The 14,218-nt window shown below is 64.6% G+C and carries 11 protein-coding genes and 1 pseudogene; 3 read left to right on the top strand and 9 right to left on the bottom strand.

From position 1 onward, the window contains the following. Positions 1-430: pseudogene (locus FKV24_RS19910) on the top strand (LuxR family transcriptional regulator); the annotation flags it as partial. A gap of 76 nt (positions 431-506) precedes the next feature. Here FKV24_RS19910 and FKV24_RS13170 read toward each other — a convergent pair. The 6 genes from FKV24_RS13170 to folD form a co-directional block, all read right to left on the bottom strand. Continuing rightward, positions 507-2,843 carry a YecA family protein gene (locus FKV24_RS13170; protein ID WP_141482693.1) on the bottom strand — a complete coding sequence of 779 codons (2,337 nt, stop codon included), beginning with the start codon at positions 2,841-2,843 and terminating at the stop codon, positions 507-509. A gap of 41 nt (positions 2,844-2,884) precedes the next feature. Continuing rightward, positions 2,885-4,072, bottom strand: coding sequence for a tyrosine-type recombinase/integrase (locus FKV24_RS13165; protein WP_141482692.1), 1,188 nt, complete (start codon positions 4,070-4,072; stop codon positions 2,885-2,887). A gap of 308 nt (positions 4,073-4,380) precedes the next feature. Next, the gene (gene guaA / locus FKV24_RS13150) at positions 4,381-5,946 is read right to left on the bottom strand and encodes a glutamine-hydrolyzing GMP synthase (protein ID WP_141482691.1); all 1,566 of its coding nucleotides are present in this window, start codon (positions 5,944-5,946) and stop codon (positions 4,381-4,383) included. Between the two features lie 29 nt (positions 5,947-5,975). Then, entirely contained in the window at positions 5,976-6,398 is a 423-nt protein-coding gene (locus FKV24_RS13145; RefSeq protein ID WP_141482690.1) for a hypothetical protein, read from the bottom strand. A gap of 214 nt (positions 6,399-6,612) precedes the next feature. Beyond that, positions 6,613-8,070: an IMP dehydrogenase gene (guaB, locus tag FKV24_RS13140; RefSeq protein WP_141482689.1), complete on the bottom strand. Its 1,458-nt coding sequence runs from the start codon at positions 8,068-8,070 to the stop codon at positions 6,613-6,615. A gap of 400 nt (positions 8,071-8,470) precedes the next feature. Further along, entirely contained in the window at positions 8,471-9,337 is an 867-nt protein-coding gene (folD, locus tag FKV24_RS13135; protein WP_111266424.1) for a bifunctional methylenetetrahydrofolate dehydrogenase/methenyltetrahydrofolate cyclohydrolase FolD, read from the bottom strand. An 87-nt stretch (positions 9,338-9,424) separates the two neighbouring features. On the opposite strand from folD, the gene FKV24_RS13130 reads away from it, so the two are divergent. Both FKV24_RS13130 and FKV24_RS13125 read left to right on the top strand, forming a co-directional pair. Next, positions 9,425-9,733, top strand: coding sequence for a DUF1244 domain-containing protein (locus FKV24_RS13130; RefSeq protein ID WP_111266425.1), 309 nt, complete (start codon positions 9,425-9,427; stop codon positions 9,731-9,733). A 10-nt stretch (positions 9,734-9,743) separates the two neighbouring features. Beyond that, positions 9,744-10,646, top strand: coding sequence for an alpha/beta hydrolase (locus FKV24_RS13125; RefSeq protein WP_249041016.1), 903 nt, complete (start codon positions 9,744-9,746; stop codon positions 10,644-10,646). A 28-nt stretch (positions 10,647-10,674) separates the two neighbouring features. Here the strand turns inward: FKV24_RS13125 and FKV24_RS13120 are convergent, their stop codons facing one another. The 3 genes from FKV24_RS13120 to FKV24_RS13110 form a co-directional block, all read right to left on the bottom strand. After that, positions 10,675-11,709 carry a DUF2272 domain-containing protein gene (locus FKV24_RS13120; RefSeq protein WP_170288307.1) on the bottom strand — a complete coding sequence of 345 codons (1,035 nt, stop codon included), beginning with the start codon at positions 11,707-11,709 and terminating at the stop codon, positions 10,675-10,677. 58 nt (positions 11,710-11,767) lie between these two features. Continuing rightward, a complete protein-coding gene (moeB, locus tag FKV24_RS13115; protein ID WP_111266427.1) occupies positions 11,768-12,895 on the bottom strand; it encodes a molybdopterin-synthase adenylyltransferase MoeB in 1,128 nt (375 codons plus the stop codon). 65 nt (positions 12,896-12,960) lie between these two features. After that, positions 12,961-14,178, bottom strand: a complete 1,218-nt coding sequence (locus tag FKV24_RS13110; RefSeq protein WP_141482688.1) for a molybdopterin molybdotransferase MoeA — start codon at positions 14,176-14,178, stop codon at positions 12,961-12,963. Positions 14,179-14,218: the final 40 nt, after the last annotated feature.

Genomic DNA, 14,218 nt, shown 5'->3' with positions numbered 1-14,218 from the left:
CAGTCACCAGTACTGCGAAGAGCATAGACCCAAGTTGGCAAATGGTGAGTGGAACCCTACTTATAGACAGGCAAAACGTTCTCTAACGCAATTTAATATCGAACTCACACGACTGACCCATCAGTGTGCGAATCGGTCCAAGCTTCACGCCATGTCAGGGGATGAGTTGATTGACAGCTACTTCTTCCAATTAATGTTACGTCTAACTTTGCAGTCAGCAGACAAAGCAGAATTACGTAACCTTGCTCGCAGGATGGTGGACTCTAAGCTATCGGATACCAAGAAAAAAATGCTGGTACTCAAGCAGTCAGGGTTCAGCCAGGCTGAAATTGGAAAACGAATACTGAACGCCAAGCAACAGCCCATGACACGCCAAGCCGTGTCTAAAGCGTTGGCTACAATACGTAAAGAATTCCTATTGGGAGGCTAGAGGGATACCTACAGGAATTTTAGCCGCTAAAAATCTGGACTCCTGAGCTGATTCTAGTCAGCCGTGAAAGCACGCTTCACCGGCCATGACACCTCTTGTATTTCATGCCACTGCCGCATGGACAAGGGACATTACGTCCAATTTTTTTGCTCTTGCGACTAGGGGAGAGTTGTTTTTCCCGGTTGAGATTGACTGTACGTGCAGGGTTAGCCATTCTCGCCGCGTCTTCGTAAATGTGGGCGTTTTCTTCCGTACGTTCTGTCGGTATGTAGACTTCGAAAGACTGCGCCTGAAGATACGTGCCGTCAGCACTAACTTCAGCCACGACGCCAATGACGTTAGTAGCCTTGACACTCAACGCACCTGCGCTGGCCTTATTGTTCACCTTAGTCCAGTCAATTGGGTGGTCATGCCGTTGAAGCCAAACGAAGAGCGGCACACCATCCCCGCCCAGAACAAAGTAACGAGCGGGATGCTGAATCAGTGTTTTTCGAAGGTCGGACAGCATCTTGGCCAGATTCTTCCGGCCTTCCTCTCCTAGGTCACGGATATGACTCTCCGCTGAAAGCCAGCCGCTAGCTCGGGTGCTATCGAGTGCTCCAAGCAGCTTCAGCACCTCCTCTGGGAACTCCTGACGTGGGAACGGTTTGCTTTCCCACTCTTCACCCTCGAAGCTCCTGTCGACGATGTCACTCATGCCATCCCAGATAAGCATGTTCGCTTTCTCTTCCTTCAGCTGCTCGACAATATCCTGATCGAAACGGTTCTTCTTCAGGTAAGCACCCAAGTGATCGAACTCGTCGAAGAGATGAGCCCCGCGTATCCTGGCCACAGCTTGCCGCACCTCCAAGTAATGGGCGAACTCCCCGGGTGTGGGCAAGAGTCGCTTGAGCACAAACAAATCGTCGATGGACAGTGAAATGAAAGCATGCTTTCCAAGTAAAGGCTCAACCTGCGGTAATTCTTTACAGTACGTGGAAAAGGGCGAGAACGACTCGACTGTCAACCCAATCGGCACCATCACCCGGTAGTCAGAGCGACGCACACGGCTACACTCTTCGTATTTGCCATCCACGAGGTGATAGAGGGACACTTCATCCGCCGAATTCACATAATTGAAGAAGCGCGCACATTGTTTATATGCCTTGAGTACCAAGTCCTGTACTGATTGAGCATGGCGGCCAAAATCAAGCGCTGGCGATGCGATGGTGGCAGCTGCACCAGCCTTGGCCTCAACTAGTAACAACACATCATCGACCAAGATTAGAGTGTCGTTTTCGGACCACTGCTTGCTGTCAGGGTCCTTGTAGTAAACCTCCTGGAGAACTGTGGCTCCCGGAAGCTGGGCATCTAGAATGTCGGCAAAGGCTGCTTCGCTCATCATTTTCTGCCGATCTTTAAAGGCCTTCTTGTAATCCGGCTTTCGCTGAAGAAGGTTAAAGAGGAGCGCACGATACCCCGCATCGCGAGCAAAACAGGGGTCGACGGCGTAGTAGTCCGATCCAAGCTGAATTAGAGGTTTCTTACGTGCGGGTAGTGTCCGAAAGGGTGTCCCCTTAAAATCGCCCGCAGCGAAGAACTCTGTATCTTCTCCACGCTGGTATGACAAGTCCGCTAGCAATGTCGGTGGCAACTTCGTGTGACGGCTTACATTGGCAATACCACCGCGAAACATATCCTCCATCGCCCCCTGGGCCGCTTTGGACTGCTCCGTATTTTCTGCAACCCATGCCTCCATGGCGTCTTCCATAGACTTACCTTGCTCTATAGAAAAGGCCTTTACCGCCTCAAACTGCTTCATCATCTCAATGATTGCGTTGGCGTGCCCGGAACGAGTGGCGTCGGCCATAGCCTGAAAGCCTTCCGCAATATCGGTGGCACCAATGCCGTACACCTCCTCCAAAACATCATTGTGAGGCGCTAGAACGTAGCGATAAAACTCGCCCTCCAAAACTTGATAACGATTCCCGCGTATCATGACCCAAGTGGATTTCGCACGGAATTCAATATCGGCCGTGTTAGGACCGAAGATGCCATCTTTGGTATCAGCGGAGGTGGCCATAGCAAAGAACATGGCCTGCTCTCTTAGTTTTCGGCCAAGTTCAAACAGCTCAGCGCACAGTGCTTCGTCGAATTCCATATCCGCAGGTTCGGCATCAGATGCCAGAACCGCGTGAACATACTCCAGTAAGAACTGGTTTTCATTAACCACGTCATCTGGGCCATCTTCTTGGCCTTGCTTTTCGCCCCCTATTTGGTTGCCCATTGTTTTCATCATGTGCTGAGCGTAGATGTACCCGAGCAAATCATGCGGAGGCATTTTGACAATCAACTCACGCATTCGGTCAGCAATGGATTCCATATCCTTGAATAAAGAAGCAGCAGCTTTCTTTAGTTCTTCTTCCATATTCATTCTTATCCCCCTCCCGTTTCGACCTGCTGACCTTTAGAGCGCTATAATGTCCACTCGTCGATCATATCCGCCCAGTCCTGCAACATGCCTGTACGCTGCTCACGATATTCGGCTTTGTTATATATCGCCCTCACACCTTTTTGCTCATGTGCCAGGCATTTCTCTATCCAATCGGTGTTGTAACCGGCTTCATGGAGCAAGGTACTGGCTGTTCGTCTCAGGTCGTGCGGGCCGAATTTGGCAAGCGGTTGCCCCTCTTTCTGAGCCAGCTTGTAAGTCATCGTCATTACCCGGTTCAGCGTGGCACTACTCATAGGGACGTCAGAATCGTAGCGTGACGGCAGAACATACTCCGATCCTCCGGAGAACGTCTTCAAAGCGATGAGGATGTCCATGGCCTGCCTGGATAGAAACACTAGGTGAGGGTTTCGACGCTTCATCCGTTCTTTGGGGATCGTCCAGAGCGCTTCGCTGAAGTTGATCTCACTCCAAGTGGCATTCGTCAGCTCGCTTTTACGCACCATCGTCAACAACAGTAGCTTTACCGCTGCCCGGATCGATGGTGATGTACCAATACGCCCCATGTACTGGTACATGATCCTGATTTCTTCGGGCGTCAGGGTTCGATCTCTCGGCTCAAACCTGGCAATGCTTGCGGGCCTCACCAGGTCTGCCGGGTTCTCAACCTTCTGGCCTCGCTCAGTCGCCCAGCGGTATACCTGGAGTACAATCTCACGCGCATGAACCGCCGTAGCAGGTGCACCGCGCTCTACGATGGCGTCGGTTAATGCTCGCAAGTCCTCGTGGGTGATTTCGGTCAGCTTCTGATTGCCGAATTTCGTTTCTAGCTCTCTCGTATAAACCGAGCGGCGCATATCACGGGTAGAATCGGCCATCTGATAGCCACGTAGCCACTTTTCCGCCCAGGCACCAAAGGTTTCAGCCCCTTTAACACGCGCCTTGTCTCGGGCCTTCTCCTTCGCTGGCGACTTTCCATCGGCGACCATCCGCTTGGCTTCACCAAGCCGCTCACGGGCTTCTGCCAGAGTGATACCCCCAACGCCATAGCGGCCAAAGGTGATTGTCTCTTGCCTGCCATTGATCGAGTAGTTGTAACGGAATGAGATAGAACCGGCAGGAGTGACGGCCACGTAGAGGCCATCCCGGTCATTCACTTTGTAGAGTTTATCCCTCGGCTTGAGGTTGCGCAGCTTGGTATCGGTCAGCAAGAGTCTTATCCTTCTTCGATTCCAATACCATGCTGGAATATCACCCGAAAATCAGGCCATAAAACCAATAAAAACAGTTAGTTAAAGAATTTCGACACCATGAACACACAAGATCAAGCAGCATGGTATCGGCTATCACTCATGGCATCATGTCTCGATAATACCACCTTGGATACCACGCTCAAGCGGTGCTTCCCGCTGCCATCAGTTGCCAAACACTGCCAGACATAAATATAAAAAAGCCCATGAAAACATGGGCTTAAGTATCATTTAATGCCAGTTAGTACCAGCCAATGCCTAACGTGTGATCATTCCCACTCGATCGTCGCCGGCGGCTTCCCGCTGATGTCGTAAACGACACGAGAAATGCCACGTAACTCATTGATAATACGGTTTGATACCCGACCCAGGAAATCGTAGGGCAGATGCGCCCAGTGGGCGGTCATGAAGTCGATGGTCTCCACCGCGCGCAGCGCGATCACCCACTCGTAGGCGCGCGCGTCTCCGACCACGCCGACCGACTTCACCGGCAGGAACACGGCGAAGGCCTGGCTGGTCTTGTCGTACAGGCCGGCCTTGCGCAGCTCCTCGATGTAGATGTGGTCGGCGCGCGCCAGCAGTTCGGCATACTCGCGCTTGACCTCGCCGAGGATGCGTACGCCCAGGCCGGGGCCCGGAAACGGGTGGCGGTAGACCATCGATTCGGGCAGGCCGAGCTCGACGCCGAGACGGCGCACCTCGTCCTTGAACAGCTCGCGCAACGGCTCGACCAGGCCCAGCTTCATGTGCTCGGGCAGGCCGCCGACGTTGTGGTGGCTCTTGATCACGTGGGCCTTGCCGGTCTTGCTGCCGGCCGACTCGATCACGTCCGGGTAGATCGTGCCCTGGGCCAGCCACTTGGCCCGGCTCAGCTTGCCGGCTTCCTCGTCGAAGATCTCGACGAACAGGTTGCCGATGATCTTGCGCTTGGCTTCGGGGTCGGCGACGCCTTCCAGCGCCTCGAAATAGCGGTCGGCGGCATCGACGCGGATCACCTTGACGCCCATGTGCTCGGCGAACATCGCCATCACCTGGTCGCCCTCGTTCCAGCGCAGCAGGCCGGTATCGACGAACACACAGGTCAGCTGCGGACCGATCGCCCTGTGCAGCAGCGCGGCCACCACCGAGGAGTCGACGCCGCCGGACAGGCCGAGGATCACCTCGTCGTCGCCCACGCGTTCGCGCACCCGCGCGATCTGGTCCTCGATGATGTGGGCGGGCGTCCACAGGGTCTGGCAGCCGCAGATCTCGGTGACGAAGCGGCGCAGCAGGGTCTGGCCCTGCTTGGTGTGGGTGACCTCGGGATGGAACTGTACGCCGTACCAGCGCTTGTCCTCCAGCGCCATCGCCGCGACCGGGATGCGGTCGGTGGTGGCGGTGACGGTCCAGTCCGGAGGCGCCTGGGCGACATGGTCGCCGTGGCTCATCCACACGTCGATGCGCGGTTCGCCGTCGTGGTCGCTGAGACCGCCCAGCAGCGCATCGTCGGCCAACAACTGCACTTCGGCATGGCCGAACTCGCGGGCGTCCGCGGCCTCGGTCGCGCCGCCCAGCTGCGCGGCCAGGGTCTGCATGCCGTAGCAGATGCCGAGGATCGGCAGGCCGGCGTCGAACACCTCCTGCGGCGCACGCGGTGCGCCTTCGACGGTGGTCGACTCGGGACCGCCCGACAGGATGATGCCCTTGGCGCCCCAGGCGGCGATTTCGGCGGGGTCGTGGTCCCAGGCCCAGATCTCGCAGTAGACGCCGATCTCGCGGATGCGGCGGGCGATCAGCTGGGTGTACTGCGCGCCGAAGTCGAGGATCAGGATCTTGTCGGAATGGATGTCGGTCATCGGGCGCCCCAGGGCTTCAGTAGTGCGGTTCAGAAGTGCGGTTCAGGCAACTGCAGGGTCTGCGCCATCGTCGCCGACAGCGCGTCGTAGCCGGCCTGCTGCGCCGGTATGTCGGCGGACCAGCGCATCGACAGCAGCGCCGAGCACGGCCGGACATCGCGGTCGCAGTCGCCGTCGACCGGCCACAGCGCCACCTGCCGGCGCAGGCCGTGCGGGTGTGTTTCAGAGGCTTCCCTGCGCAGCGCGGCCAGGTTGGAAACCCGCCCTCGAGCGGCGTCCTGCCGCCCTTCGATCCATTCCAGGTAACGCAGCTGGTCCTGCGAGGGGAGCTGCGTGCCGTCCAGTTCCAGCGCCGCGGCGACGTCGGCGATCTCGTTCCAGCGCTCGTGCGGGAACCGCAGCGAAGGCAGGCAACGCACGTCGACGACGATGCCCTGCTCCGACGCGTCCACCAGTCGCCAGTGGCCCGGCCGTACCTGCCTGGACCGCCATCCGCCGGGAATACCGAAAGAGGCGCCGCAAGCCTGCACCTGTTCCATCTGCGCGGCCGCGGACCTGGCAGCCGGTTGCGGCGACGGTCCCGGTCCCTGCGATGTGCTGCAGCCGCCGACCAGCACCGCCAGCAGCGTCCCGCAGCCTACGAGTCCGCGTGTCACCGATCCGGCCTCAGCCGGCGCGGTAGTTCGGCGGCTCCTTGGTGATCTGCACGTCGTGGACATGGCTCTCGCGGCTGCCGGCGTTGGTCACGCGGACGAAGCTGGGCCGGGTGCGCATGTCCTCGATGGTCGCGCAGCCCACGTAGCCCATGGTCGCGCGCAGGCCGCCGGCCAGCTGGTGGACGACGTTGCCGAGCGGGCCGCGGTACGGCACCCGGCCCTCGATGCCCTCGGGCACCAGCTTGTCGGCGTCGGAGGCATCCTGGAAGTAGCGGTCCTTGGAGCCCTTCTCCATCGCGCCGAGGCTGCCCATGCCGCGGTAGCTCTTGTAGCTGCGGCCCTGGAACAGCTCGACCTCGCCCGGCGCCTCCTCGGTGCCGGCGAACAGGCCGCCGATCATCACGCTGGACGCACCGGCGACGATCGCCTTGCCGATGTCGCCGGAATAACGGATGCCGCCGTCGGCGATCAGCGGGATGCGGTCCTGCAGCGCGTCGGCGACCATCGCCACCGCGGTGACCTGCGGCACGCCGACACCGGCGACGATGCGGGTGGTGCAGATCGAGCCGGGGCCGACACCGACCTTGACCGCGTCGGCGCCGTGGTCCATCAGCGCCAGCGCGGCGTCGCCGGTGACGATGTTGCCGCCGATCACCTGCAACTGCGGGAAGGTCTTCTTGACCCAGCGCACCCGCTCGAGCACGCCCTGGGAATGGCCGTGGGCGGTGTCAACCACCACCACGTCGACGCCGGCGGCGGCCAGCGCCTCGACCCGGGCCTCGGTGTCGCCGCCGACACCCACCGCGGCGCCGACCAGCAGGCGTTCGCTGCTGTCGTAGGCGGCGTTGGGGTTGTCGCGCTTCTTCTGGATGTCCTTGACCGTGATCAGCCCGCGCAGCTGGAAGCCGTCGTTGACCACCAGCACCTTCTCGATCCGGTGCTTGTGCAGCAGTTCGAGCACCTCCTCGTCGGAGGCGCCCTCGGCGACGGTGACCAAGCGGTCCTGTTTGGTCATGATGTGGCGGACCGGATCGTCGAGCTTCTTCTCGAAGCGCATGTCGCGGCTGGTGACGATGCCGACCAGCTGGCCGCCCTCCACCACCGGCACGCCGGAGATGTTGCGGGCCCGGGTCAGACTGAGGACCTCGCCGATGGTCGTCTCCGGACCGACGGTGAACGGCTCCTTGATCACTCCGGCCTCGAACTTCTTGACCTTTGCGACCTGGGCTGCCTGCGCCTCCGCGCTCATGTTCTTGTGGACGATGCTGATGCCGCCGAGCTGGGCCATCGCGATCGCGAGGCGGGCCTCGCTGACCGTGTCCATCGCCGCCGACAAGATCGGCAGGCGGATGGTCAGGTCGCGGGTCAGACGGGTGGAGAGCGAGACGTCCTTGGGCAGGACGTTGGAGTGCGCCGGTACGAGCGATACGTCGTCGTAGGTGAGCGCTTCAGCCTGGATGCGCAGCATGGGCGGGACCGGGGAGGATGAAGCGCGCCATTGTAACCTGTTCGACACCCCGCACGTGCGCACGGATGCTGAACTCCGTGTCCCGCCAGCGGGACGATCCGGCCCCGAAAGCCCCGGGAGCGGCATGCCCCAACCCCCTGAGTCAGGGGGCGATTCGCGCGCAGCGCGAATGGGGGTGTGGAGGCGCAACGGCGGGGCCCGAGGTTTGCGCCGCAGAATCCGGGGACTCCCCCGGGCACGGGCCGGGGATCGCGGCTCACGCCGCTCCCGCGAGAGAAGGCGACCGCTCCTGTAGGAGCTGCGTAAGCTGCGACCGGACGTTCCCGCGAGGACTTCATCGCGGCTTGCGCCGCTCCTACCGAGCTCGGTGGACCAGGGCGGGCGCAGCCGGTGGCGCCTACTATCCGGCCGCCTCGGCCGCCTCCAGGGTGTTCTGCATCAGGGTGGCGACCGTCATCGGTCCCACCCCGCCCGGCACCGGGGTGATCCAGCTGGCCCGCTGCGCGGCGGCCGCGAAGCCGACATCGCCGACCAGGCGGCCATCGTCGAGGCGGTTGATGCCGACGTCGATCACCACCGCGCCGGGCTTGACCCACTCGCCGGGAATCAGGCCCGGGCGGCCGACCGCGACGACCAGGATGTCGGCGTTGCGGACCGAGGCTTCAAGCACCTCCGGCGGGGTGAATTTGTGGCAGCTGGTCACGGTGCAGCCGGCGATCAGCAGCTCCAGCGCCATCGGCCGGCCGACGTGGTTGGACACGCCGACGATGGTCGCGCTCTGGCCGCGCACCGGGCGGTCGGTATAGGCCAACAGGGTGGTGATCCCGCGTGGCGTGCACGGACGCAGGCCGAACTGGCGCAGCGCCAGGTGGCCGACGTTCTCGGGATGGAAGCCGTCGACGTCCTTGCCCGGATCGATGCGCTTGATCAGGGCATTGGCGTCGCGGCGGTCGGGCAGCGGCAGCTGCAGCAGGATGCCGTGGATGTCCGGATCGGCATTGAGGCGGTCGATCAACGCCGCCAGCTCGGCGTCGGAGGTGTCGGCCGGCAGGTCGAAATCGACCGCGCGGATGCCGACCTTCTCGGCCGCCCGGCGCTTGTTGCGCACGTAGACCGCCGAGGCCGGATCGTCGCCGACCAGCAACACCGCCAGGCCCGGGCGGCTCCTGCCGGCGGCCAGTCGGGCCTCGACCTGGGCCTTGAGTGAATCGAGCAGGTCCTCGGCGATGCGTTTGCCGTCGAGGATGCGGGCTGGGGTGTCACTCATGCGGATTCCGGGGGCCTGCGCTACATTCGAAGCCGAGCATTATCCCCCATCCGGCCGCGCGACGCGGCCCCGCATCGAATTCCTGTCATGAACGCAACCGATCACGAAACCCTGCATATCGAGGCCGCGGTGTTCCGCCGCCTGCGCGAACACCTGCTGCAGGCCCGCCCCGATGTGCAGAACATCGACCTGATGATCCTCGCCGGTTTCTGCCGCAATTGCCTGGCCGACTGGTATCGCGAGGCGGCCGAGGCGCGCGGCATCACCATGAGCAAGGACGAGGCGCGCGAAGCCGTCTACGGCGAACCCTTCGGCGATTGGAAGGCCAAGCACCAGCAGCCGGCCACGCCCGAGCAACTGGCCGCGTTCGAGGCCGCGCGCAAGCGCCACGACTGAGTCGCCAGCGGTGACCACGCCCCACAAGCCCCCGCCGCGCGCCGCCAGCCGTTCGAGCACCACGGCCCCCCCGCGACGCGGGCTCTGGGTGTACGCGCTCGGCCTCCCCGCGTTCGCCGCGCTGGGCTACGCCGCGATCTGCGGCTTCATGTACGCCAAGCAGCGCGACTTCGTCTATTTTCCGCAGGTCACCCGGGTCGCCGCCCAGGCGACCGACTTCGAGCTGGCCCGGGGTGGCGCGGTGTTGCGCGGCTGGGTGCTCAATCCCGGCCAGGCGCGCGCCCTGCTCTACTTCGGCGGCAATGCCGAGGCGATCGAGCACAACCGCGAGGCCTTCGCCGCCTGGTTCCCCGATCACACCGTCTACCTGCTGGCCTACCGCGGCTACGGCGCCAGCGACGGCAACCCGTCGGAAGCGGCATTGGTGGGCGATGCCCTGGCCCTGCACGATTTCGCCGCCGCCCGCCACCCGGGCATCGACGTGATCGGCCGCAGTCTGGGCAGCGGCGTCGCCGCGCAACTGGCGGCGCGGCGACCGGTCCGGCGCCTGGCCCTGGTCACCCCGTTCGACAGCCTGGTCGGGGTCGCCGGCTCGGCCTATCCGTGGCTGCCGGTGGGGCGACTGATGCAGGACCGCTTCGACTCGGCCCGGCACCTGGCCGATTATCGCGGCGAAGTGCTGGTGGTCCAGGCCAGCGCCGACGAGGTGATCCGGGCCGCGCATACCCGTCGACTGGTCGAGGCCCTGCCGCGCGCGCCACGGGTGCTGACCCTGGCCGGCGCCCGTCACAACGGTTTCGATGCGCGCCCCGAGTACGCCGGAGCCCTGACCGCTTTCTTCGACGTGCCTGCCGTCGAGGCGGATGCCTCACAGCGGGACTCGGACGGCGCGGCGGTCGACATGACCCGCTGAAGGCCTGCCACGACCCGGTCCCCGCGGCTCAGGGCGTCGCTGGATTCGGACAGCGCGGCACTCCGGAACCGACCACGCAGTGGATGCAGCACTGCTCCTGCGGTGCCGCCGGCTGCCAGTCGCGCGGGCTGGCCGGCATCGTCGGCATCGGCAGGCCGGGCTTGAGTTTCAGCAGCGCGACCCAGTTCTGCCGGTTGAAGGAACAGGCCCCGGGGTTGGACGGCCTGCAACCGATGCTGCGGCCCTGCGGCAGGTTCCAGAACCGGCCGGCATGGTTGATCGGAAGGATCCGCATCGTCACCGCCTGCAAGACATTGCCGCCGACCAGGTAGGCGCGGCCGTCGCCGCTGCCGTTGGCGTCGACCACGATGTCGCAATGCATCGCCAGTGCGCCCGAGCCGTTCGTGCCCAGCCAGGTCATCAGTGCGGCATGATCGGTGACCGAAGAGGCGCCGCGGGTGAAGCACAACAGGTCGCCGTCGGCTGGCGTCTCGCTCAGCGGATCGGCGATCCGGAACGGACCGTGTTCCTGGTTGCGGTAGGCATCGCGGACATAGTCGATGTGGCTGGGCGAGGCGGCGAATCCCGGCACCCCGGACTGGATCATCACGTAGGAGACGAAGGCGGCCGACCACGGCGTGTCGATCAGGAAGCCGCGGCAATTCGGCGAGGCGTAGCTGTCGTTGGTCACGTACTCGCAGGTGCTGGCGCCGGGCCGTTGCGCGACCGCGCCGAGCAGGCCGCTGCCGCGCCAGTAATCGACCACCCGTTTCCAAGCCGGGGTCATGCCGTCGCTGAGCGCGTCGGCCTCCATCTCGGCCACGGTGGTGCTGGCCAGACGCCCGTCGATATCGATGAACGCCTCGTACCAGAGCCGGTTCTCGCGGCAGGCCACCGCCGACACCCGTGCCGCCAGCGTGCGTGCCTGCAGCGGATCCTCGCCGCGGCAGCCGCCGCCGGCCCAGGCGGTCCCGGGCGTCGCCAGCCAAAGCCCCAGCGCGAAAGCGAGCGAAGCGAAGGCCGCTTCCAGGCCGCGGACATGCATGTCGGGATTCCGGTCCAAGTGTCGGGGCATCGTTCCAGAGGCGGTGTCGCGACGGAGTGAGCGATGGGGCCCGCGCTCAGCCGCCGGCGCAGAACGCGGCGTAGTCGATGTAGCCGGGGAACTCGCGGCCCGGCGCGCAGACCGGACAATCCGGGTCGGCCGAGAGCCGGGTCTCGCGAAAGCGCATGCCGAGCGCGTCGAAATGCAGCAGGCGTCCGCCCAGCGACGTGCCCAGCCCGAGCACCAGCTTGATCGCCTCGGTCGCCTGCAACAGGCCGATCACGCCGGGCAGCACGCCGAGCACGCCGGCCTCGGCGCAGTTGGGTGCGGCCTCGGGCGGCGGCGGCTCCGGGAACAGGCAGCGGTAGCACGGCGCCTCGCCGCGCCGGCGGCCGGCGTCGAACACGCTGGCCTGCCCCTCGAAGCGGTGCACCGCGCCGTAGACCAGCGGCTTGCCAAGTTTCACGCAGGCGTCGTTGAGCAGATAACGCGCGGGAAAATTGTCGGCGCCGTCGATGACCACGTCGGCGTCGGCGATCAGCCGTTCGACGTTGGCGGCGCTGACGCGTTCGGCGAAGGCCTCGACCCGCACCCGCGGATTGAGCGCCGACAGCGCGGTCCGTGCCGACTCGACCTTGGCGACTCCGATCCGGTCGTCGGTGTGCAGGATCTGCCGTTGCAGATTGCTGCGATCGACCACGTCGTCGTCGGCCAGCACCAGGGTGCCGACACCGGCGGCGGCCAGGTAGAACGCCGCCGGCGAGCCCAGGCCACCGGCGCCGACCATTGCGATGCGCGCGGCCTGCAGCCGGCGCTGGCCCGCCTCGCCGACCTCGGGCAGGCGCAGGTGGCGCGAGTAGCGGTCGTAGAAATCGGTATCGCCTGCCGGAATCTCGACCGGCAGGCCCTCGGCGATCCAGCGTTCGGTGCCGCCATCGACCGAGGCGACCCGTGCGTAGCCGGCCCGGCGCAGCGCCTCGGCCGCCTTCAGCGAGCGCCCCCCGACCTGGCAGATCAGCATCACCGGTGCGTCGGGGTCCGGCAGTAGCGCTGCCGGCTCGGCCTCCAGTTCGGCCCGGGCGATGCCGCGCGCGCCCTCGGCATGTCCGGTGGCGCGCTCGTGCGACTCGCGCACGTCGATCAGCAGGCAGCCCTCGCGCAGGCGCCGCAAGGCCTGGGCCGGAGTCAGGTGTTCGATGTCCATGCGCCGATTATCGCGCCAATTGCGCCAATCGGGTCCGCTGCCCTGCCCACTGTCGCCGCCGACAGTTACGGATAGTCCAGGACCTCGACCACGGCGCCCGCGGCCAGCATCTGCGGCCCTTCCGGCACCACGACCAGGGCATTGGCGGCGGCGGCCGCGGCCAGCCGGTGGGAACCGGTCGCCGGGTCCGGGGTCGCGATCAGGACGCCGTCATCGTCGCTGTCCACGCGGGCGCGCTGGAATTCGCGGCGGGCGTGGGCCTTGTCGATCGGCGCCGCCAGCCGCGCGCGCCGCTGCGGACGCGGTTCCCGACGCCCCTGCAGGCCGTCGGCCAGGGCCCGGCCCAGGCTCAGCCAGGTCGCCAGCACCGACACCGGATTGCCGGGCAGGCCGAGGAAGCGGCACTGGTCGAGACTGCCGAACAGCACCGGCATGCCGGGTTTCATCATCACCTTCCAGAAATGGATCCGCCCGAAGCGTTCGATCACCTCGGGAATATGATCCTTCTCGCCGGCCGACACCGCGCCGCAGGTGATCACCAGATCGAATGCGCAGCCGGCGTCGCGCAGGGCAATTTCGACCGCGCGCGGGTCGTCGGGCAGCCGCGGCCACGCGGTCGGTTCCAGCCCTTCCGCTCGCAGCAGGCCCATCAACAGTTCCCGGTTGCTGTCGTAGATCTGCCCGGGGGCCAGCGCCATGCCCGGTTCGACCAGTTCGTCGCCGCTGGTGAACACCGCCACCGTCGGCCGCCGCGACACCTCCAGCGTGTCCAGGCCGAGCGAGGCGGCCAGTGAGACCCGGGCCGGGGTCAGCGTGTCGCCGGCGGCCAGGACCGGATCGCCGACGTTCACGTCCTCGCCGGCATGACGGACATTGGCGCCGCGCGCGACGCTGCCCGGCACCCACACGCGATCGCCGTCGACGCGGACGTTCTCCTTGATCGCGACGGAATCGGCGCCCGCCGGCAGCGGCGCGCCGGTGGTGATGCGCAGGCATTCGCCCGGGCCGATGCCCTGCCCGCTGGCGACGCCGGCGAACTGCTCGCCGACCAGTCGCAGCGCGGTCTGCTCGCCGTCCAGATCGGCGTGGCGCAGCGCAAAGCCGTCCATCGCACTGTTGTCGAACGGCGGCAGCGCGATCGGCGCATCGACGTCGGTCGCCAGCACCCGTCCATGCGCACGGGCCAGGGGCACCCGCTCGCGCTCCAGCCGATGCGCGGCGGCGACCGTGTCGATGATGGCCCGGGCCTGGTCGAAGCCCAGTCGTGTCGGATAGTCGTTCATGTCGCGGGTGGGATCCCGGCCGCGGCCAGGTCGTCGGGCG

The organism is Marilutibacter maris, assembly GCF_006546735.2.
GTDB classification, from domain to species: Bacteria; Pseudomonadota; Gammaproteobacteria; order Xanthomonadales; family Xanthomonadaceae; genus Marilutibacter; species Marilutibacter maris.
This window is presented reverse-complemented; position numbering and strand designations above follow the sequence as displayed.

Excerpts from the sequence above, each read along its gene's own strand:
- FKV24_RS13170 (WP_141482693.1), bottom strand. The coding sequence starts at position 2,843 with ATGAATATGGAAGAAGAACTAAAGAAAGCTGCTGCTTCTTTATTCAAG.
- guaA (WP_141482691.1), bottom strand. The coding sequence starts at position 5,946 with ATGACCGACATCCATTCCGACAAGATCCTGATCCTCGACTTCGGCGCG.
- guaB (WP_141482689.1), bottom strand. The coding sequence starts at position 8,070 with ATGCTGCGCATCCAGGCTGAAGCGCTCACCTACGACGACGTATCGCTC.
- folD (WP_111266424.1), bottom strand. The coding sequence starts at position 9,337 with ATGAGTGACACCCCAGCCCGCATCCTCGACGGCAAACGCATCGCCGAG.
- FKV24_RS13130 (WP_111266425.1), top strand. The coding sequence starts at position 9,425 with ATGAACGCAACCGATCACGAAACCCTGCATATCGAGGCCGCGGTGTTC.
- moeB (WP_111266427.1), bottom strand. The coding sequence starts at position 12,895 with ATGGACATCGAACACCTGACTCCGGCCCAGGCCTTGCGGCGCCTGCGC.
- FKV24_RS13110 (WP_141482688.1), bottom strand. The coding sequence starts at position 14,178 with ATGAACGACTATCCGACACGACTGGGCTTCGACCAGGCCCGGGCCATC.